Annotated in this window: 22 protein-coding genes; 13 read left to right on the top strand and 9 right to left on the bottom strand. The window is 40.9% G+C overall.

What is annotated here, in order from left to right; translation table 11 throughout:
• Positions 1 to 92: 92 nt before the first annotated feature.
• Positions 93 to 1,733, bottom strand: a complete 1,641-nt coding sequence (locus tag B1202_RS05575) for an acyl-CoA synthetase (protein ID WP_078189592.1) — start codon at positions 1,731 to 1,733, stop codon at positions 93 to 95.
• Positions 1,734 to 2,267: 534 nt separating this feature from the next.
• On the opposite strand from B1202_RS05575, the gene B1202_RS05570 reads away from it, so the two are divergent.
• Together B1202_RS05570 and B1202_RS05565 are read left to right on the top strand one after the other, a co-directional pair.
• The gene (locus tag B1202_RS05570; protein WP_078189835.1) at positions 2,268 to 3,548 is read left to right on the top strand and encodes a D-arabinono-1,4-lactone oxidase; all 1,281 of its coding nucleotides are present in this window, start codon (positions 2,268 to 2,270) and stop codon (positions 3,546 to 3,548) included.
• 57 nt (positions 3,549 to 3,605) lie between these two features.
• Positions 3,606 to 4,757, top strand: a complete 1,152-nt coding sequence (locus B1202_RS05565; protein ID WP_078189591.1) for an alanine racemase — start codon at positions 3,606 to 3,608, stop codon at positions 4,755 to 4,757.
• A gap of 64 nt (positions 4,758 to 4,821) precedes the next feature.
• Here the strand turns inward: B1202_RS05565 and B1202_RS05560 are convergent, their stop codons facing one another.
• Positions 4,822 to 6,441, bottom strand: a complete 1,620-nt coding sequence (locus tag B1202_RS05560) for a glutamate synthase-related protein (protein WP_078189590.1) — start codon at positions 6,439 to 6,441, stop codon at positions 4,822 to 4,824.
• A gap of 319 nt (positions 6,442 to 6,760) precedes the next feature.
• Between B1202_RS05560 and thrS the strand changes: the two genes are divergently transcribed.
• Positions 6,761 to 8,683 carry a threonine--tRNA ligase gene (gene thrS / locus B1202_RS05555; protein ID WP_078189589.1) on the top strand — a complete coding sequence of 641 codons (1,923 nt, stop codon included), beginning with the start codon at positions 6,761 to 6,763 and terminating at the stop codon, positions 8,681 to 8,683.
• A gap of 5 nt (positions 8,684 to 8,688) precedes the next feature.
• Complete coding sequence (gene infC, locus B1202_RS05550; RefSeq protein WP_078189588.1) at positions 8,689 to 9,237, top strand: translation initiation factor IF-3; 549 nt, start codon at positions 8,689 to 8,691, stop codon at positions 9,235 to 9,237.
• Positions 9,238 to 9,296: 59 nt separating this feature from the next.
• On the opposite strand, the gene B1202_RS05545 is transcribed toward infC, so the two are convergent.
• Complete coding sequence (locus tag B1202_RS05545) at positions 9,297 to 9,692, bottom strand: hypothetical protein (RefSeq protein WP_078189587.1); 396 nt, start codon at positions 9,690 to 9,692, stop codon at positions 9,297 to 9,299.
• 271 nt (positions 9,693 to 9,963) lie between these two features.
• Here B1202_RS05545 and B1202_RS05540 point away from each other — a divergent pair, with 271 nt between their 5' ends.
• Entirely contained in the window at positions 9,964 to 10,581 is a 618-nt protein-coding gene (locus tag B1202_RS05540) for a glutathione S-transferase N-terminal domain-containing protein (RefSeq protein ID WP_078189586.1), read from the top strand.
• 29 nt (positions 10,582 to 10,610) lie between these two features.
• Here the strand turns inward: B1202_RS05540 and B1202_RS05535 are convergent, their stop codons facing one another.
• Complete coding sequence (locus B1202_RS05535) at positions 10,611 to 11,024, bottom strand: energy transducer TonB (protein ID WP_078189585.1); 414 nt, start codon at positions 11,022 to 11,024, stop codon at positions 10,611 to 10,613.
• Positions 11,025 to 11,194: 170 nt separating this feature from the next.
• On the opposite strand from B1202_RS05535, the gene B1202_RS05530 reads away from it, so the two are divergent.
• Positions 11,195 to 11,479: a hypothetical protein gene (locus B1202_RS05530; RefSeq protein WP_078189584.1), complete on the top strand. Its 285-nt coding sequence runs from the start codon at positions 11,195 to 11,197 to the stop codon at positions 11,477 to 11,479.
• Between the two features lie 12 nt (positions 11,480 to 11,491).
• Complete coding sequence (locus tag B1202_RS05525; protein WP_078189583.1) at positions 11,492 to 11,920, top strand: YqaA family protein; 429 nt, start codon at positions 11,492 to 11,494, stop codon at positions 11,918 to 11,920.
• 57 nt (positions 11,921 to 11,977) lie between these two features.
• Here B1202_RS05525 and B1202_RS05520 read toward each other — a convergent pair whose 3' ends face one another.
• From B1202_RS05520 to B1202_RS05510, 3 genes are all read right to left on the bottom strand, one after another.
• Positions 11,978 to 12,712: an energy transducer TonB gene (locus B1202_RS05520; protein ID WP_078189582.1), complete on the bottom strand. Its 735-nt coding sequence runs from the start codon at positions 12,710 to 12,712 to the stop codon at positions 11,978 to 11,980.
• Positions 12,713 to 12,958: 246 nt separating this feature from the next.
• Positions 12,959 to 13,318, bottom strand: coding sequence for a TonB family protein (locus tag B1202_RS05515; RefSeq protein WP_078189581.1), 360 nt, complete (start codon positions 13,316 to 13,318; stop codon positions 12,959 to 12,961).
• Positions 13,319 to 13,420: 102 nt separating this feature from the next.
• The gene (locus B1202_RS05510) at positions 13,421 to 14,683 is read right to left on the bottom strand and encodes an MFS transporter (RefSeq protein WP_078189834.1); all 1,263 of its coding nucleotides are present in this window, start codon (positions 14,681 to 14,683) and stop codon (positions 13,421 to 13,423) included.
• Positions 14,684 to 14,906: 223 nt separating this feature from the next.
• Here B1202_RS05510 and rpmI point away from each other — a divergent pair, with 223 nt between their 5' ends.
• Positions 14,907 to 15,101, top strand: a complete 195-nt coding sequence (gene rpmI, locus B1202_RS05505) for a 50S ribosomal protein L35 (protein WP_065994397.1) — start codon at positions 14,907 to 14,909, stop codon at positions 15,099 to 15,101.
• Positions 15,102 to 15,113: 12 nt separating this feature from the next.
• Complete coding sequence (gene rplT, locus B1202_RS05500) at positions 15,114 to 15,473, top strand: 50S ribosomal protein L20 (RefSeq protein WP_004647525.1); 360 nt, start codon at positions 15,114 to 15,116, stop codon at positions 15,471 to 15,473.
• Between the two features lie 67 nt (positions 15,474 to 15,540).
• Here the strand turns inward: rplT and B1202_RS05495 are convergent, their stop codons facing one another.
• Positions 15,541 to 16,515, bottom strand: a complete 975-nt coding sequence (locus tag B1202_RS05495) for a hypothetical protein (protein WP_143221577.1) — start codon at positions 16,513 to 16,515, stop codon at positions 15,541 to 15,543.
• Positions 16,516 to 16,766: 251 nt separating this feature from the next.
• On the opposite strand from B1202_RS05495, the gene B1202_RS05490 reads away from it, so the two are divergent.
• The 3 genes from B1202_RS05490 to B1202_RS05480 all read left to right on the top strand — a co-directional run bounded on the left by B1202_RS05490 (position 16,767) and on the right by B1202_RS05480 (position 18,105).
• Positions 16,767 to 17,147, top strand: a complete 381-nt coding sequence (locus B1202_RS05490; protein WP_078189579.1) for a hypothetical protein — start codon at positions 16,767 to 16,769, stop codon at positions 17,145 to 17,147.
• Positions 17,148 to 17,216: 69 nt separating this feature from the next.
• Positions 17,217 to 17,768, top strand: a complete 552-nt coding sequence (locus tag B1202_RS05485) for an AAA family ATPase (protein ID WP_078189578.1) — start codon at positions 17,217 to 17,219, stop codon at positions 17,766 to 17,768.
• A gap of 124 nt (positions 17,769 to 17,892) precedes the next feature.
• A complete protein-coding gene (locus B1202_RS05480) occupies positions 17,893 to 18,105 on the top strand; it encodes a hypothetical protein (RefSeq protein WP_078189577.1) in 213 nt (70 codons plus the stop codon).
• 85 nt (positions 18,106 to 18,190) lie between these two features.
• Here the strand turns inward: B1202_RS05480 and B1202_RS05475 are convergent, their stop codons facing one another.
• Positions 18,191 to 19,219, bottom strand: coding sequence for a hypothetical protein (locus B1202_RS05475; RefSeq protein WP_078189576.1), 1,029 nt, complete (start codon positions 19,217 to 19,219; stop codon positions 18,191 to 18,193).
• A 159-nt stretch (positions 19,220 to 19,378) separates the two neighbouring features.
• Here B1202_RS05475 and pheS point away from each other — a divergent pair, with 159 nt between their 5' ends.
• Complete coding sequence (gene pheS, locus B1202_RS05470; protein WP_078189575.1) at positions 19,379 to 20,359, top strand: phenylalanine--tRNA ligase subunit alpha; 981 nt, start codon at positions 19,379 to 19,381, stop codon at positions 20,357 to 20,359.
• Positions 20,360 to 20,459: the final 100 nt, after the last annotated feature.

The following is a 20,459-nucleotide window of genomic DNA, read 5'->3' as shown; positions in this document are numbered from 1 at the left end:
AAAAAGCGACCTGATTAGGTCGCTTTTTTTGCTTGAATTTTTCAACATTCAAGCTTGGCTTTTGGGTTTTTATATTAATTGGGGTTTTAACATTAACCAAATTCACCAACAGCGCGCTCTTTAGCCCATTCACGGAGAACGAATTTCTGAAGTTTACCAGTTGAAGTTTTTGGAATTTCGGTAATCACCACATCTTTTGGCACTTTGAAACGTGCAAGATGTTGTTTACAGAATTCAATCAGTTCTTCAGGTGTGGCTTCTTTGCCCGTTTTCAATTCAATGAAGGCACAAGGCACTTCTTGCCAACGAGGGTCAGGCTTTGCAACCACTGCAGCGGTCAGTACTGCAGGGTGTTGATACAGAATTTCTTCCACTTCGAGTGATGAAATGTTTTCACCACCTGAAATGATCACATCTTTAGAGCGGTCAGTAATTTTGGCATAACCGTCGGGTTGGCAGACCGCTAAGTCGCCTGTATGGAACCAGCCGCCGGCAAAGGCTTCAGCCGTTGCTTCTGGGTTTTTCAAATAACCTTTCATTACGATGTTGCCACGGAACATGATTTCACCCATGGTCTGGCCATCATGTGGAACAGGTAACATGGTCTCAGGGTCAATGACTTTCATGCCATCTTGAAGCGGGTATGGCACACCTTGGCGAGAATGCAACTGTGCTTGTTCTTGAATGGAAAGATCAGACCAGCCTGCTTGCGATGCGCAAAGTGCCGATGGACCATAGGTTTCAGTCAAACCGTAAACATGTGTGACATTGATACCAATATTACGCATCCCTTCAATAATCGCTGCAGGAGGCGCTGCACCAGCCACCATCACTTCAACGCGATGGTCAAATTGCGCTTTTTTCTCTTCAGGCGTATTGATCAACATTGAAAGTACGATCGGCGCACCGCAGAAATAATCTACTTTGTGTTCTGCGATCAGTTTGAAAATCAGTTCTGGGTCGATTTTACGTAGACAAATATTGGTTCCGCCATTGGCTGCCATTGTCCAAGCAAAGCACCAGCCATTACAGTGGAATAGAGGAAGCGTCCACAGATACGTTGCACGTGGCGTCATACCGCAAGCAATGATATTACTCGCTGCATTGATATATGCGCCGCGGTGATGATACACCACGCCTTTTGGGTTACCTGTTGTGCCTGAGGTATAGCTTAAGCTAATCGCATCCCATTCATCTTGGGGTAAATGCCATTCAAAGTTGGCATCGCCTTGCGCCAACCAGTCTTCAAATTCGATTTGTCCAATTGGTTGTGCTGTGCCTTCAAATTCAGCATCGGCAACATCAATGACATAAATGTCTTGATCAATTAAAGCTAAAGCTTCTGTGGCTACTTGAGTGAATTCAGGGTCAACCAGCAGGACTTTGGTTTCTGCATGTTCCAACATGAAGGCAATGGTTTTCGCATCAAGACGTGTATTTAGCGTATTCAGTACCGCACCGGCCATCGGTACGGCAAAGTGTGCTTCAACCATAGCCGGAACGTTCGGTAATAACACAGACACGGTGTCGTTTTTGCCAATGCCTAATTGTTGCAACTGATGTGCAAATTGACGACAGCGGTTATACGTTTGGCGCCAAGAAATATGACGATTGCCGTGGATAATGGCATCCTGATCAGGATAAATATAGGCTGCACGCTCTAAATAACGTAGAGGCGAAAGTGCCACAAAATTTGCCGGGGTCCGTGGCAATTCATCGTATGCGCTAACCATTGTGGTACTCCAAGTCCATGTATATTTGTTTTAAATCTGACTTAACAATAATTCAGTCCGTAGCTTCTCTGCATTTATGCTTTAGTCGAGTATTTACACTAAATTTTTAAGTGGTTGAAATTGAATAAAATAAAAATAATAAGGTGACGAAAATGAACCCTATGGTTCTCAAAATTGATTTTTTAGAATAAATAATTTAGCTGAAAAACATACAAGTGTTGTTGGTTTTTTATGCTGATTTTACCGATGTTTTCGTGCGTGATCCTCTTCATTGATCAGGTTGGAATGATGCTGATCGAATAAAATAGAGCACCTTGAACAGTCTGTATGGGGATATTAACGAATGATTTTTCTTTAATTGATCGTGGCTTATTTGCTGTTTTATAACAATAAACTTAAATTTGAGAAGATGCTGAACTTCGTATAATCTAAGTAAAAAATCAAGATGGCTTGTGCATTAACATTGCAAAAGCGGAAATCAAAAATAAAACAATATGGCTGAATACAATAAAAAGTATGGCGATAAGGATGAATATGACAATTCAACACGACATTGCATGGGAAAATTGGTCAGGTGCTCAGAAGTCGATCCCGAAGTCATTTATACAACCGCAAAATCTTGAGCAATTAATGGATGTGGTGCAATCCCATCCTAAGATTCGTATGGTCGGTGCAGGGCACTCATTTAGCCCTTTGGCAAAAACCATAGATACCTTAGTAAGTTTAGATCATCTTAAAGGCATTCTAGATATCGATGCTGAACGCTGCCAAAGTACCGTCCAAGCTGGCACACGATTATTTGATTTGGGTGAGAAACTCGCGTCTTTTGATCAAGCACTGATTAATCAAGGGGATATTGATCGTCAAAGTTTGGCTGGAGCGATTGCAACAGGGACGCATGGTACTGGACTCGAATTACCGTGTTTATCGGCATTGGTTACGCGTTTCGAATTATTAACCGCGCAGGGCGAATTACTACAATGCAGTGCTGAACAGAACAGCGAAATTTTCCAAGCAGGGCGGGTTTCATTCGGGAGTTTAGGCGTGCTGTCGCATGTACAGCTGCAAAATCGGCCGATGTATAAACTCAAAGAACAAACGCGATTATGTCCGCTGAAAGACGTCATGCAAAATATGCAGCAATGGCAATATGAACATCGACATATTGAGTTCTGGGCATTTAGTCATGCCGATCAGGTTATTTTAAAAACCTTAGATGAGACGGAAGATGACCTTCAATCGCGGAAAGAACAGTGGTTAGTTGACGACGTATTACTCAAATTTTGTGCAGAATTGACGCGAATTTTTCCACCACTGAATCCATGGTTACAAAAATTATTGGGTGTTTTTGTCAAACCTTCGATGAACGTGGACTGGTCAAGTCGAATTTTTCCTTCTGCTCGAAATACCAAATTTAATGAGATGGAATACCAGATTCCGCTGCAACACGGAATGAATTGTTTAGAAGAAATTTTGCATACCCTTCGACGTCATAAGGTTCCGATGTTTTTTCCGCTAGAGTATCGACTTGTACGTGGGGATGATATTTGGCTCAGTCCGTTTTATCAGCAAGATTCGGCCTCAATTTCGGTGCATCAGTTCTATAAGCAAGATTATCAAGTCATCTTTAATCTCGTAGAGCCGATTTTTTTAAAATTTGGCGGGCGACCGCATTGGGGGAAATTGCATAGCCTAAATGCGCGGCAACTTCAAAATTTGTATCCCAAGTGGCAGGATTTTTTAAACATTCGACAAGAATTAGATCCGAAGCAAAAGTGGCTCAGTCCAGAGCTACAGCAATTACTGATTGAATAAGCGTCGTGGAACGTTAAACGTTGAAGACTAAACGAATGAAATAAAAAAGGAGATGGCATGGATGCATATTTTCAAAAGTTGAATACGCTGCTAAAGCAAAACGGGACAGGTATGCCGCAGTTAATCGTGGATGTTGATGTATTAAATCACAACTTGAAGATCACTCACCAGCAAATACCACACAGTCTGCATCCGCGCTTGGTAGTGAAATCCTTGGCGTGCATGGCATTGCTCCAACATTGTGCTACACAGCTTCAGACACAGCGTTTCATGCTATTTCATTTTGCACATCTGAAAACACTTTTCGAATCGATGCCGCAAGCCGATGTGTTGTTTGGGAAACCGATGCCGATTCAGGTCTTGAACCATGCAGACAAGGCATTTTTGCAGGCAACGCAATCGCAAGTGCAATGGCTGATTGATAGTGAACAGCGTTTAGCCCAATACCTCAAATTTGCTGAGCAGCATCAACTGTGTCTACGCATCAATATTGAAATCGATGTGGGTTTACACCGCGGTGGTCTGAAAACGATCAATGAGCTAAAGGCTGTTTTGGATCTAATCGCTCGACATCCTCAACATTTAAAATTTTCAGGATTGATGGGCTATGACGCACATGTGGCAAAGATTCCACGGCTGATTCAATCTGCTGAACAGACTTATCAACAATCTCAGCAAAGTTATCAACAATTCAAAGCTTATGTACTACAGCGCTATCCAACTTTATGTGATGAACACACCTGTTGGAATGGTGGTGGTAGCCCTAGTTTTAGTTTTCATTGTCAGCAGAGCGTCTGTAACGAAGTCTCGTTTGGCTCGATGTTATTAAAACCCGCAGATTTTGAACTGAAAAATTTGCACACTTTTCAAAGTGCCTTGTGGATCGCCACACCTGTGCTAAAAGTGTTGCCGCGGATAGAATTACCACAGTTAGAGTGGCTCAGTCGTTGGGCGAAATCTCAGGCTGTGTTTATTTATGGAGGTTATTGGCGTGGGGACTATGTTTATCCTCAAGGCAGTCAGCCCCATGCATTATATGGTCGCAGTAGTAATCAGGAACTTGTGCAAATTCCACAGACAAGCAGCATAGAAGTAGATGATTATATTTTTTTACGTCCTGCACAAAGTGAAATGATCATCCCTCAATTTGCACAGCTTTGGTGGTATCAAGCCGATCAATTCATGGCCTTTGAGACCTTTCGAGAATAAAAGAGCCCGTTTGGACTCTTTTATTTAGGCTCAATGGTTTTGAAAAAAGCTCACGATTTGAAGCTTACTCAAAACCTCCATAGTGAATACCCGTGAGGTTCGACATTTCTTTTTTCCATGTGGTCAGGTCATCTTTGCAGAATTGATTCAGATGATGATGTCCGCAGGCACGTGCCATGACTTGCATCAGTTCAACGGATGCATTTAAAAAATTTGCCAGTTGTTGTGCCGATTTGTCTATTTCTAAACGACGACGTAAATGATCTTGTTGCGTGGCAATGCCGACAGAACAATCATTGGTCTGACAGGCACGCATAGCTAAACAGCCAATGGCTTGCATGGCAGAGTTTGAAATCGCGATGGCATCGGCTCCTAAAGCCAGTGCCTTAATAAAGTCAGCGGGTACACGAAGTCCACCTGTGATCACTAAGCTAATATCTGACCGTCCTAAACGGTCTAAATGACGCCGTGCTCGTGCAAGCGCAGGAATGGTTGGTACAGAAATATTGTCACGGAACAGCGTGGGTGCTGCACCTGTACCACCGCCACGTCCATCTAAAATAATATAGTCCACGCCAATCGCGAGGGCTGCATCAATATCACGTTCAATATGCTGTGCAGAGAGTTTATAGCCGATCGGGATGCCGCCGGTTTCTGTTCGGACATATTCTGCAAATTCACGATATTGTGAAAGATGTGTCCAATCAGGGAAGGTCGCAGGAGAAATAGCAGCGGTGCCTTCTGGTAATTTGCGCACTTCTGCAATCTTGCCAACCACTTTATGGCCTGGAAGATGTCCTCCCGTACCTGTTTTTGCAGCTTGACCGCCTTTAAAATGAAAGGCCTGACACTTTTTGACTTTTTCGATGTCATAGCCAAAACGACCTGATGCGAGTTCATAAAAATAACGCGAGTTGGCCGCTTGTTCCTCTGCAAGCATTCCGCCTTCACCTGAGCAAATCCCTGTACCCGCAAGTTCAGCACCTGTTGCGAGGGCAACTTTGGCTTCTTGAGATAACGCACCAAAACTCATATCTGACACAAACAAGGGAATGTTGAGTTTTAAAGGTTTTTTAGCATTTGGGCCAATCACCACTTCGGTTGCTACGGGTGCATCATCTAATAATGGAATTTTCCACAGTTGCGCGGTGATCAGTTGAATATCCTCCCATTTAGGGAGTTGATTAAAAGGCACGCCCATTGCCGCTGTCGGGCCATGATGTCCAAATTTACTTAAGCCATTGCGTGCGAGTTCTAAGATCAATTTATTATGTGGTTCTTCTGGTGCTGGCGCGGAGTCAGCATATAGGCCTTGGTATTGATCACGCTTATATTGTTGAGGATTTCTATTTTCCCACGCTTGAATTTCTTCAAGATCGACATACACCTGATCGCCTTCCACCCACGCTTTAAACTTTTGCAAATTTTTATTCAGATAACGTGGGTTGATACCAGTTTTATAAATATAGTGCGAGCCATGCAGCCCACAGACGATTTTATCCCCTTGAATATGGGCATCAGCCATGAGGGCGCCGCGATGCTGACAGCGACCATACATGACCACGACTTGTTCTGCATCATCATCTTCGAGCCTTAAGATCACTAGATCGACATTTGCTGCGAGGGCATAAGCGGGTTGGAGCGGTTTTAAACTAGACCAAGATATGAGTGAATGTGCTTGCATGATACCTGCCTACATAAAGATTTCAGTGGGTATTGGTGTTCGAAATTCGGAATAATTTTATGAATGAGAACGTGATTATTATGTTGACAGCATAAAGCGCATTTCAGCTGAAATCTGCTTGAATTATCAGGAGTCTTGTAAAAGGCGGTAGAAAAATCAACTTCCATGGGATTAGAGGTTTATTAAAGTTGGCAGGGCGTGTAAAATTTAGGTCGAATTTTATTTATCCACCGTTTTTATCTTTTGAGGGTCTCCCTCGATCATAATCTCGCGGTGACATGCTCCATTGTACGGGGCATCACTCCTTAAGGATTTTTATATGCCAATTATCACTTTGCCAAATGGCGATCAAAAAGAATTTGATCATGCCGTGTCTGTGATGGAAGTTGCTCAAAGCATCGGTCCTGGTCTAGCAAAAAATACAGTTGCGGGTCGTGTAAACGATCGTTTAGTTGATGCGTCTGATTTAATTACAGAAGATGCTAGCCTACAAATTATCACGCCTAAAGATGAAGATGGTATTCACATCATTCGTCACTCTTGTGCGCACTTGGTGGGTCATGCAGTTAAGCAATTGTTCCCAGAAGCAAAGATGGTCATTGGTCCTGTCATTGAAGAAGGTTTCTACTATGACATCTGGATGCCACGTCCGTTTACTTTAGATGACATGGCAGCAATCGAAGAGCGCATGAAAAAGCTCATCGACCAAGACTATGATGTCATCAAAAAAATGACTCCACGTGATGAAGTGATTAAAGAGTTCACTGCACGTGGCGAAGAATACAAACTGCGTCTGATCGAAGATATGCCTGAAGAAACTGAAATGGGCTTGTACTACCATCAAGACTACTTGGATATGTGCCGTGGTCCGCACGTTCCAAATACTAAATTCTTAAAATCGTTCAAGTTGACTAAAATCTCTGGTGCTTACTGGCGCGGTGATGCGAAAAACGAACAGCTACAACGTATTTACGGTACAGCTTGGGCGGACAAAAAGCAGCTAGCTGCCTACATCAAACGTATTGAAGAAGCTGAAAAACGCGATCACCGTAAAATTGGTAAAGCGTTAGACTTGTTCCATATGCAAGAAGAAGCACCGGGTATGGTGTTCTGGCATCCAAACGGCTGGACTATTTACCAAGTGCTTGAACAATACATGCGTAAAGTTCAACAAGCCAACGGTTACCAAGAAATCCGTACACCGCAAGTGGTTGATTTCACGCTTTGGGAAAAATCAGGTCACGCAGCAAACTATGCTGAAAACATGTTTACGACTCACTCAGAGAACCGTAACTATGCAGTAAAACCAATGAACTGCCCATGTCACGTGCAAGTCTTCAACCAAGGTTTGAAATCTTACCGTGATCTTCCAATTCGTTTGGCTGAGTTTGGTTCATGTCACCGTAACGAACCATCGGGTTCATTACACGGCATTATGCGTGTACGTGGCTTTACACAAGATGATGCGCATATCTTCTGTACCAAAGAACAAATCGGTACTGAAGTTGCAGACTTTATTAAACTGACATTAGATGTATATAAAGACTTCGGCTTTGAAGAAGTACAAATGAAGTTGTCGACACGTCCAGAAAAACGTGTGGGTGATGACAAACTTTGGGATATGGCAGAAAAATCTTTGGCAGATGCTTTAGATGCTGCTGGCCTAGAGTGGGAACTTCAACCGGGTGAAGGCGCATTCTACGGTCCGAAAATTGAATTCTCATTGAAAGACTGCTTAGGTCGTGTATGGCAGTGCGGTACAATTCAATGTGACTTTAACTTACCAGAACGTCTTGACGCATCTTATGTGACTGAAGATAACGACCGTGATCAGCCTGTAATGTTGCACCGTGCAATTCTTGGCAGTTTCGAGCGTTTTATTGGTATACTTATTGAACACTATGCTGGTTTCATGCCACCTTGGTTGTCTCCAATTCAAGCATGTGTGATGAACATTACCGATTCACAAGCTGAAGCATGTGAGTCAGTCGTCGCTAAACTTAAAGAAAGCGGTATCCGCGCGATTTCAGACTTGAGAAATGAGAAAATCGGCTTTAAGATTCGTGAACGTACTTTAGAGCGTATTCCTTACTTGTTGGTTCTTGGGGACCGTGAAGTTGAGGAAGGTACTGTAAACGTCCGTACTCGCTCTGGAAAAAATTTGGGTACTATGTCAATTGATGCATTCGTTGACCTAGTAAAAGCAGCCGTAGCCGAACGCGGCCGGTACATTGTGGAGTAAAAGCGATTAAACAGCCTGACCGTAATCAACAGGGCGGAAAATCAAACCGTCCTGCCTTGAATGATGAAATTCGTGCAAAAGAAGTCCGTCTAGTAGACGAAAATGGCGAGCAAAAAGGGATTGTATCTCTTACTGACGCCTTGCGCGCTGCAGAAGCAGTAGATCTTGACCTTGTTGAGATCGTTGCCAATGCTGAGCCACCAGTCTGCAAAATCATGGACTTCAACAAGCATTTGTTTGATCTAAAACAAAAGCAAAAAGAAGCGAAGAAAAAACAGCATCAAGTACAGGTGAAAGAAATCAAACTCCGCCCTGGTACTGATGTTGGTGACTACAACGTTAAACTACGTGCGATTATCAAGTTCCTTGAAGAAGGCAACAAGGTAAAAATCACGCTTCGTTTCCGTGGTCGTGAAATGGCACACCAACAGCTTGGTCTTGCTCAATTACAAAAAATTGAAGCTGACGTTGCTGAAGTAGGTGTTGTGGAACAATCACCGAAAATGGAAGGTCGTCAAATGGGTATGCTACTTGGTCCTAAAAAGAAAAAGTAAGCATCTCTTGATGAAAAAAGCCCTGCGGATGCAGGGCTTTTTTATGTCTGAATTTTGAATTAGTCAGCTAGACGTTGCTGGCTTGCCTCGACAATAGGAATATTGGCTTCAGTCGGGACATAAATAATTTGTTGAATACGACCATCTCTTAATGCCTCACCAAAGGCACCAATAAATTCTTGCTTTCGATATTCAGGATATTCTTTGGCTGCTTGTCCCACGAGTTTAATGGCTTGAGCGCGCAGTTTGGCACTTTCAAGTTCAGCTTTTGCCACTTGCACCTGAATCATTTTCGATTGTTCAGCTTCTGCAAGAGCAGCCTGACCGTCCATGCCTTGTTTCCAGACTTTATAATGTGGCCAAGCAAACATCAGGAGCAGTAGTACAACCAATAAAAAGAATAAAACCACAAAAATACCGAGGGGATTGAGTGTGTTTTGTCGCATATAGCTCATAATTGAACCTGTATAAGTTGATTTTTTATTTGAGATTATTGGATTTGTCTTGTTTGGAATATATTTGAAAAATCATTTCTTAGCATAAAATATGAGCTAAATTATAAATACTGTAAAGCCAAAATTTTAGAGAATACTAAATAAATAAAGTGCATAAATGTCGCTGAAAAATTCAGTTAGGCTTAAGGCTTTTGTATTAAATTCATGTTATAAAATGCAGATAAAATTGCATAACCTGAACTAAAAACGAGAATATTCATAGGAAAAATATATGATTGACCTCTACTATTGGGGCACACCCAATGGCCATAAAATTACCATCGCTTTAGAAGAAATGGGTTTGGAATACCAAATTTTTCCGATTAATATTTTGGAAAATGACCAATTTCAGCCAGACTTCTTAAGAATTTCTCCGAACAATAAAATCCCTGCAATCGTGGATCAGAATGGCCCACGAGGAGAGTCGATTTCAGTTTTTGAGTCTGGTGCGATTCTGCAATATCTTGGACGTAAAACAGGTTTGTATTATCCAGAAGATGAGTTTGAGCGCGTTGAAGTTGAACAATGGTTGATGTGGCAAATGAGTGGTTTTGGGCCCATGTTAGGACAAAATCATCATTTTAGTCGTTTTGCACCTGAACGCATTCCATATGCAACTGAACGTTATGTCAATGAAACTAAACGCTTATATAAGGTTTTGAATCATCAGTTGATTGGTCAAAAATTTGTGGCGGGAGAGTATTCGATTGCAGATATGGCTATTCTGCCTTGGGCGCTGCGTCATGAATGGCAGCAAATTCAGTTGGAAGATTATCCATACGTGAAAGACTATATTGATCGACTGACGGCCCGTCCAGCGGTACAAAAAGCCTTAGCGATACAGGTTTAAAAAAAAGTGCATGGAAACATGCTCTTTTTTTATGGAATGAATAGAAGCTTTTTCCACCAAGGTCTTTGGTTTTCTTTCAGGGTCTTGAGTGAAAAGGGTTGTACGGCAACAAAGGGGTAAGCGACACCATTTTCGATATAAGGTTTGAACTTGGCACGTAAAAGTGACTGTTCAACCCGCTTGTCAATGTGCGTGAGTCCAGAGCTTTTGATTAATTCAGCTTTTTTAACTTCGCCAGTGGCTAAAACATATAATTTGAAACTGAGGTCACGATTTTGATTGCCAAGATCGTCATTGTTGAAGTTGAAAATAGGTCGCTTTTTCCAAAGAATTTGATCTTGTGTAATCACGTGTTGTTTGGCAATCTCAGAAGGAACTTGTGCATATAAAGCAGTCAAACTTTGTAAGAACACGATAAAACTAAGGCTGAGAATTTTTTTCATAAATTTTTTAATATTTGCGTGGCAGATTAGAAGTCTCATGCATAAAAGTAAAGTGCGGAAAGACTCACCTTAAGATTTTAGATGGGACGGAAGAAAATTCTAAGGCTGTGTTAGAATGCGGCGCTGCCGAAAAGAACACGATGTTGACGGCTTAGTTGGACGATTTTGCGATGAAAGACTTTTTCTTAAATTTTACCCGTATTGTTGAAAATAACCCAAGAATCTATTGGAGTATTATTTTTGGTATTGCAGGCTGTTTAGTGCTATTTGTCGCGGAAATTGTGCATGTGCAAAATATTCTTGCAGATTTACATACCAAGGATCAAAACTTGATGCGGGCTGCGATTGAACCGATTTCTTCACAATATAAATGGTCGAGAATCGTTGTGATTATTGCCGCAGTGCTTTGGTCAAATTTTGAATATTTGAAGTCGAAGAAAAAATTAGGTCTCTAAGCATTTGTTTCGATGTGGTCATTTTTAGTTTTATTCTTCGCGGCATTTGGGGCAGCGACCTTACTTCCTTTACAGTCCGAGGCCGTATTGCTCGGCTTGTTGAGCTATGGTCAACATAACTCATGGCTGCTGATTGTGGTGGCCAGTATTGGTAATATTCTCGGTTCTTGTGTGAATTGGTGGCTCGGTTTAAAAGTAGAACATTATAAAAATAAAACATGGTTTCCCGTGTCAGAGCCGAAAATGCAGCAGGCACAGGGCATTTATCACAAATATGGCTATTGGTCTTTGCTACTGAGTTGGCTGCCGATTATTGGAGACCCAATTACTTTAATTGCGGGTTTAATGAAAGAAAACTTCTGGCGCTTTGTGTTCATGGTTACCGTGGCCAAAACAGGGCGTTATCTCTGTATTTATCTTATATTTTTAGGCTTTTTCTGAGATAAAAAACAGGGCATTGAAAGATTCAATCCCTGTTTGAAATGTTGCATCTATTATTTATTTACAGCCATTCACTTTAAATTGAATTTCATCTTTAAAGTTCGACTTTTTGTAGACCCATAGGGTGCTCGCAGTACGTTTAACCGAGATCTGACTATTTCTTAGTGCTTCAACGACTTTCTGATCGAGTGCATAAATGCCAGAGCCTTGCTTGATCTTCACCTTTTTTACTTGTCCGTGTTTATCCACTTTAAAGTTAAATTTGACTTTACGATCGTGCTGTTTCAATTCATGACTAGTGAGATCTAATTTTGGTTGAGATACATATTGGAATGGTGTTTTCTTATCTGCACTTTGTGCATTCCAAACTTTTGAATCAAAGTTGAAATCACATTCAGGCGTATTGCCTTTAACTCTCAAATTAAACGCTTGATAGCCAATAATGGCTTTGGCTTCACCATTTTCTAAATGTGGTTTGACTTTAGCTTTTTTGACAGCAGAAATTAAGATTCGGTCGAGTTGATCGACACCAGTACTTTCTTCAACACTTGCATCGGTAATTGTGCCTTTTGCATTCGCTGTGACACGAATAATGGCCGCGCGGTCACGTTGCTTGAGGTCTTCATTGGCATATACCGGTTTTGGAAAAACCGACCAATTTAAGCGCGTGGTTAAATGTGCAGGAGCAACTTCAATATTCTGTGCCGGAAGTTGGTGGGTTTTGGTTGAAGCACTAAACGCTGTAGAAAATGGAGCGCAGGCCAAAAGGGTTAAGCACAGATATTGTTTCATAAGTCTATTCTAAGATCACAAAGTGAGTGATGAATGCGTCGATATTGCTGCGCAGTATTTCCTGTATTGGAAATACTGGCAAGGTTTAAATGGAAAATATGCCATTATTTTTTTGACTGATGGGTAATGTCGATTCCAAATAAGTCACGGGTTTTTGCGTTTTTGCGTTCAGCATCATAAACATTTGAATGAAGTTCTATTTTGCATTTAGGTGGAATACGACTTGCGGAATCAGTATTTTGTTCCCTAATTTAGTTTAATAGGTAGTTGAATAATAAATGAAGTGGCTTGACCATTCTCTATATACGGTTTAAATCTTGCACCTCTTAAGGATGCGCTGATTTTTTGATCCAAAGCATCTAAGCCTGTACTTTTGAGAGTTTCGACTTGAGTCACTTTACCTATCTCATTTACATATAAACGTGCAAGAAATTGATGAGATTTACCTTTTAGATCATTTTCATTAACGTCAATTTTTGGTGTTCTAAGAAAACTAACACCACTAGATTGTAATTTAAGCTCTTTAGGGCTGTTATTTATATCTGTTTCGGCATAAGAATAGCCACATAAAATACTGCTCAGTAAAATCAATGTTTTAATTTTCATAAAATAAATCTTAAATTATTAAAATAAAGGAGGAAAATGAGTATAAATCATCCATAAAAAAAAGGGCAAAATGAATATTTGCCCTTAATATGATCGGTAAATTTATTTTTTTAAATCATCATGACTTTGGGTGATATCTACTTTAAACAAATCACGGGTTTTTGCCCAACTGATCGCAACTACAGCCATGGTCATACAGCCACCAAACAGTGTCGCCATGATCGTGCCCATATATTTTGCAGCCAATCCAGATTCAAATGCACCGAGTTCATTACTACTGGAGACAAACATGCCATTGACCGCGGCAACACGCCCACGCATATTTTCCGGCGGGTAGAGCTGTAAAATGGTTTGGCGAACCACCACAGAGATGCTGTCACATGCGCCAGTCATTGCCAGTGCAAAGAGTGATAACCAAAGATTGCTTGAAAATGCGAATAAAATGGTAAATACACCAAAACCTGCTACAGCCAATAACATATTACGCCATGCATGATGGGTTGGAGGGAATTTGGTTAGTGCAATCATGGTGATGAGTGCGCCAATAGACGGAGCTGCGCGTAAGTAGCCTAAACCTTCAGGCCCCACTTTTAAAATATCTTCGGCAAAAATCGGTAAGAGGGCAATCACGCCACCAAAAAGCACAGAAACCAAATCGAGTGAAATCGCCCAAAGGACAATTTTGGTTTTCCAGATAAAACGAAAACCTTCACTTAAACTATCTTTTAAATTGTCAGATTCAATTTTAGGGAAACTGCGTTTACTGAGCAGATTAATAAGGACGAAGCAGAGCGTTAGTAGTGCTGCAACACTGAGCAAACTTGTTTCACGGCCTAAAAATGCCAACATGAAACCGCCGAGCATTGGCCCAATAATCACCCCACTTTGCCAACCAATCGTTGTCCATGTTGCACCATTGGCATAGAGCTCCCGCGGGATCAAAAAAGGTTTAAGCGACGTTGCAGACGGATTATAGAAACCTCGGATCGTTCCAAGCCCAAAAATGACCGCATAAATCCCCCAAGACAGTTGGGTGACATCAATTTGCCCGAGCCCATATTGGTGAAAAAGCCCCCAAAGAATCAGTGGCATCGGTACAGAAAAAAACAGACAAATTTTCATAATGGTCTGTTTATTGAAACGATCTGCAAAATATCCTCCCCACAAAGAGAGAGCAATAAATGGAATTGCTTCGGCTAAACCAATTAAGCCCAGTGTTAGAGGGTCTTTGGTGATTTGATACAGTGAATAAGCAACGATAATTTCTTGAATCAAAATGGCTAAGGTCAGACAAAATTGATTGAGCGTAACAATCGAGAAATCCCGATAACGTAGGGCTGCAAAAGCATCCTGTGCAGGTTTCATAATGGACATTAATAGTTGGCGTGCCGACATTATATAAGCCTTATTGGGCAGCGCTTATAAAATCATCGGAAAATCTATATCAGAAAATTAATTAAGATCGATATTCGGTAGAAAGATTCGCTTTTGTTTTGAGCACAGATGCTTTAGAATACTCGCTCCCTTACCTGCAGGGCGTCTTTGCAATGGTGCAGACGTGCCGAACAGGTGTTCAAAAGAGGTTCTTATGCCTAAGATGAAAACTCGCCGTGGTGCAGCTAAACGCTTCAAGCCAACTGCAAACGGTTTTAAACGTCACCAAGCGTTCAAACGACACATTTTGACCAAAAAATCTGCTAAGCGTATCCGTCAATTACGTGGCTGTGTAATGGTTCACGTAAGTGACGTTGCTTCAGTTCGCCGTATGTGCCCATACATCTAAGGAGATTTATAAATGGCTCGTGTTAAACGTGGTGTACAGGCTCATCGCCGTCATAAAAAAATTCTTGCTCGTGCTAAAGGTTACTACGGCGCTCGTTCACGCGTATATCGCGTAGCGTTCCAAGCAGTAATCAAAGCAGGTCAATATGCTTACCGTGACCGTCGTCAAAAGAAACGTCAATTCCGTGCTCTATGGATTGCGCGTATCAATGCCGGTGCTCGTCAAAATGGTTTGTCGTACAGCCGTATGATTGCTGGCTTGAAAAAAGCTCAAGTGATTATCGACCGTCGCGTACTTGCTGACATCGCTATGCATGACGCAGTTGCATTTGCTGCTTTAGCTTCTAAAGCTAAAGATGCATTAGCTGCATAAGTCTTTATGACTTAAAAAGAGACCGCTTTTAGCGGTCTTTTTTTATGGACGAATTTTATTAAACATCTTATTTTTTCGACCATATGGCTAAAAACACAATGATGCCAATTGTGATTGCGGCAAATTTTATAAACTCAAATTGTTTAAAAAGTAAATAAAAGCCATAAAGTAAAGCGAATAGCATGGTAAAAATTAAAACTAAAGAAAAAAATGCAACCCATGGTTTTTCAGGCACTTTATCTGTTGAAGTGCTGGTGGCGGAAAGACCTTGATCAGATGTTGCGTTGAAATAATTAGCTTTGGGGTATTTTTTCTGTAGTTGTTTGAGTAAAACTTTCTCTTCATCATTGATTAAATTTTCTTGGTTGAAATGATTGGCTGTATAGCATGTGATATATACATGGTGCTCTGACAGTTTGTACTCATAATCCAACAGTTGTGCATACTCTTCGGTTGTAAATAAATAGATTGGTGAGTTTTCGTTTTTTACATGTTTTAAATTTTTGATAGCAGCTTCGATTGAATTGAGCATTACAAGCAGACTTAATCCAACTTGAGGTGAAGCTTGATGATTCTCCAAAAGAAGAGGGAGTGAGTCATCCTGAAGGTCATAATAATATAAATTATGGATCAGTTTAAATTGAGGCTGAATGTGGGTAGAAAACGGATGTTCAAATAAATCCAGTTGAATGCTGTTTACTAAACTGCCCCAGCTCGATTTTTTATCAAAGCAAAAGCATTCGTTCCGCTGTTGTTGATTAAGCTCAATCAATGTAAACAGCCCTAATGCGTCATGAAATTGTGTGGAACTTGCACCCCAAAACTCCCGAGGATCACCAATAGAGCTGATATCTAAAATTTTCTTTTCAGAATTGATTTGAACCAGTGCAAAGGCTTGATTTAAATTGTTGTGGAAAATAGCAAGAGGGTAGTTAGTTTTTACAAAGTCAAAATGAGGATGTTGATTCAGTTTTGCATGCTCAAAAAGAAGATCAAATGGATAAAGTGAGCATGTTCTAATCCGCTTTTCAGCCATATACATGATCAAATGATCCACTGAGTCATGTAGTAATGCGTTGGTTTTAAAATCGCGAATCAAGAAAATGTTGCAAGCTTGGCCGCACCATGGGTGCAAAATCTCGTCATAGTAAATCTTCTGGTCAAAAAAGCGTTGAGCGTTATATTGCAAACCCAGAATAAATTGCTCGTAATGATCTAGCATAATGAATCATTTTTTTATTTTTCAATTGTAAGCTATCTTAGCTTGAATTTGATTCAAAAGGTAACGGCCTGATGCGCAAACAGTATCACTTCCGCCAAGTAGGTGATGATACGTATATTTGGGATGTACATCGTTTAGTAAAACTCAGTCAAAATTTTAAGATTCAGCAAATCCCTGTAAATGACATTCAAGAGTTAAATGAAGCATATTGGTTTCCAAAATCTGCACCGACCACACAGCAAATTATTGAACATCTGCAATTGGTAAATGCTGCGGACTTAAGTTATCCGATTATTTTATGTGCCAGTGGTCGAGTGATGGATGGGATGCATCGAGTCGCAAAAGCATGCATAACCACTCAGTCGCATATATTAGCCGTTCAATTTGAACAAACCCCAAAGCCTGACTTTATCAATATCGATGCAGATCGTTTAGATTATCGTGAAGAATAAAGTTAACCTACAGATCCAATGCTGTTATCTTGAAGTAGATTCACCAGACTCAAGTAGATCATCATGACAATGAAAAGAATAAACGTAGTCGGTACATCGGCCACTGGAAAATCAACCTTTTCCAGAGCTTTGGCGGAAAAATTAGGGCTGCATTATATTGAACTGGATAACCTATTTTGGCTGGATGACTGGCAGGAGTGTCCTGACGAAATCTTTTTTGCACGTATCGAAGCTGAAATTGCCAAAGCGAAAAATGGTTATGTTATCGATGGAAACTATACTCGGGCGATTCCGGTGAAATGGTCGGAAATAGATACGGTGATTTGGCTCGATCTACCGTTTCCAGTCAATTTATACCGCTCTGTAAAGCGCGCGATTTCTCGGGCTAAGTCCAAACAAGATCTTTGGCCGGATTCAAATAATCAGGAAAGTTTGTGGCGAATGTTTGGTCGAGATTCAATCGTTTGGTGGATGATTAAAACCCATAAAAAAAATCGTGAAAAATATCTACAGATGATGAATGCACCTGAATATCAACATATTCAATGGATTCGATTAGAGTCACCAACTGCAGTGGATGCGTTTTTAGAACAATTGGACTCTTATGTTTTTGATGTTTAAGTTTTGATATTTAAGTTTTGATGTTTTATCAATAAAAAGTGCAGCCAAGTTACAGAAATAATCTTTATACCAAGCTTTGCACCATGCCTAATGTATGGATAGAAAAAAACAAAAGGTAAATAAAATGTTGGCTGAAATAGTTGGTATGGGTCAAGGCAGCATTACAGTAGAACTAGAAATGATCCCCCGTAAAGGTGAGGCGGTCAAAATCATGTATGGTGCAGATGCAGAGATTGAGGGGGAAGTAGTCTCTGTCAGTCATTATATTAATCAACATGCCGATCAGCATCGCGTTCGATTAGAAATTCGTCCGTTTAATTATTTAACTACCTCATAATTTTGAGGTCTTTCATACAGAAGTATGTCTATAAAAAAAGCCCTTCCATGAGAAGGGCTTTTTAGTGTTGATCATATTTATACAGTTAAAGTCCGAAGTAATAAGCCAATAAGCAAATCACTACCGTAATAATAATTAAAGTAATCACTCCACCTGCACCGGGTTTATGGGTTGGATTTGGTGTGTGTGCATGCTGAGGATTTGATTTTCTTTGTTCAGTTTTAAATCCATCCAGAGGAGAGCTTTCGACTACAGGAGTTAAGCGTGCAGTTTTATAGTGATTGGCGACTTTCACAATAAATTTAGCCGTTAAATCTTCAGTTTTCTGAGCAAAATGGCGCAAATTTAACTGTTCTTCAGGTGTATAGATGCTGCCATCTGCATGATAGGGATGCTGAATTTTAGACTGAATGTGGCGGTTTAATGCATCTAAGCGATGCAAGCTATCATGTGCGAAATCCGCTTGTGCATCCGTTGGCAAGAGTGCAAGTTTTGCGGATTCATTCGATTCGCTGCTTAGATCAGGCTGCGTACCATAATAAGGTGTGCCTAACACCTCCGGCTCAATAAAACCTTCCGCAGGTTTTTGTAAAAATAATTCTGCTTCAGTGAAGTTATGAATATCATCCCATTTTGGTAACTGCATATCCGCTTCGATGCGTTTAATGAGTTTATGGTTCAGCTCATAGCGCCAAAAAGTTTCGCGACGAATTTGTAGTTGTTGGGATGCAGGTGCTTCATAGTCATTTTCTGCGTTATACCACTCGGCAAGTTCTTTACCAAAAATCCATGCCTGCTTTTTATTTTGTTCGTGGCTCACAATAAAATGGGCAAAGGGAAGAAGTTCAACGTTAGCATTCGGATTTTGTTCATCATTCAGTAAGCTAGAGCTATGTAAACTTAAGCGTTGTACCCCTTGTTTTTTTAAGCCCTCTAGCCAAATTTGGAAATGTTGAGCCAATAAATGCTGTGATAGCAAATCACGAAAATGGAAACTGTGCTGATCAAAAATGTGGTGATTCAACCAACGTTGAAAACTCAAACCTTGGTTGAGAAATTCATTGCCATAAGTGACGAGTGTGAGCTGTTGTTTCCAGATTGGATCGAGTGCCATAAAGATTGGATCCCATTGATATTGTGTTTATCTTATACTTTTTTTAAAACTTGATGCTAATGCAATTTTAACTTGTGAATGCGCTTCATCATAACGGCTAAAAACTGTTAGAATAAGGGGTTTATATTATTTTTTTAAATTGTTGCTTTGAGAGTTACTATGTCACTGGAAGCCCTGACCACTGAAGCGCTCGCTGCGATTGCAGCAGCAGAGGACCTTGCTACACTCGACCAAGTGCGAGTGCAATTTACAGGGAAGAAAAGCCAGCTCGCGGAACAATCGAAGTCGCTCGGTAAAATGGACCCAGAAGAACGTAAAGTTTTTGGTGCTCAAATTCATGCCGTTCGTGAATCGATTACTGGCGCACTGACTGCTCGTCAAGCTGAATTACAAAAAGCTGCATTAGAACAAAAGCTTGCTAGCGAAACGATTGATATTACTTTACCCGGCCGTGGTCAAACGGTGGGTAGTATTCACCCTGTGACTCAAGTTCAAGAACGTATTTGCCAATTCTTTACCAAAGCTGGCTTTACTGTTGCGACCGGTCCAGAAGTTGAAGATGATTATCACAACTTTGAAGCATTGAACATTCCGGGGCATCACCCTGCACGTGCGATGCACGACACTTTCTATTTTGATGCGAATCATTTACTTCGTACGCACACCTCAGGCGTGCAAATTCGTACCATGGAAACGAGTCAGCCACCAATCCGTATTGTGTGTCCTGGTCGTGTTTATCGCTGTGACTCGGACCAAACGCATTCTCCAATGTTCCATCAAATAGAAGGTCTGTACGTTGCTGAAAACACTAGCTTTGCAGAACTTAAAGGTTTGTTGGTGAACTTGCTAAATGAATTCTTTGAAAAAGATTTGAAAGTACGTTTCCGTCCATCTTATTTCCCATTCACAGAGCCAAGTGCGGAAGTGGATATCATGGATGAACGTGGTAAATGGTTGGAAGTTTTGGGCTGTGGTATGGTGCATCCAAACGTTTTACAAGCCGCTGGCATTGACCCAGAAAAATACAAAGGCTTTGCCTTTGGTTTAGGTGTAGAACGTTTTGCAATGTTGCGTTATGGCATTAATGACCTACGTATGTTCTACCAAAATGATGTGCGTTTCTTACGCCAATTTGCTTAAACAGATTTTTTGTAAATCCTCTCCTAACCTCTCCTTTATAAAAGGAGAGGGACTTCTCGAAATCAATTAGAAGTAGAGGAGTTCTCCCCTTTAAATGAAG

Source organism: Acinetobacter amyesii (assembly GCF_002018365.1).
Lineage (GTDB): Bacteria > Pseudomonadota > Gammaproteobacteria > Pseudomonadales > Moraxellaceae > Acinetobacter > Acinetobacter amyesii.
This window is presented reverse-complemented; position numbering and strand designations above follow the sequence as displayed.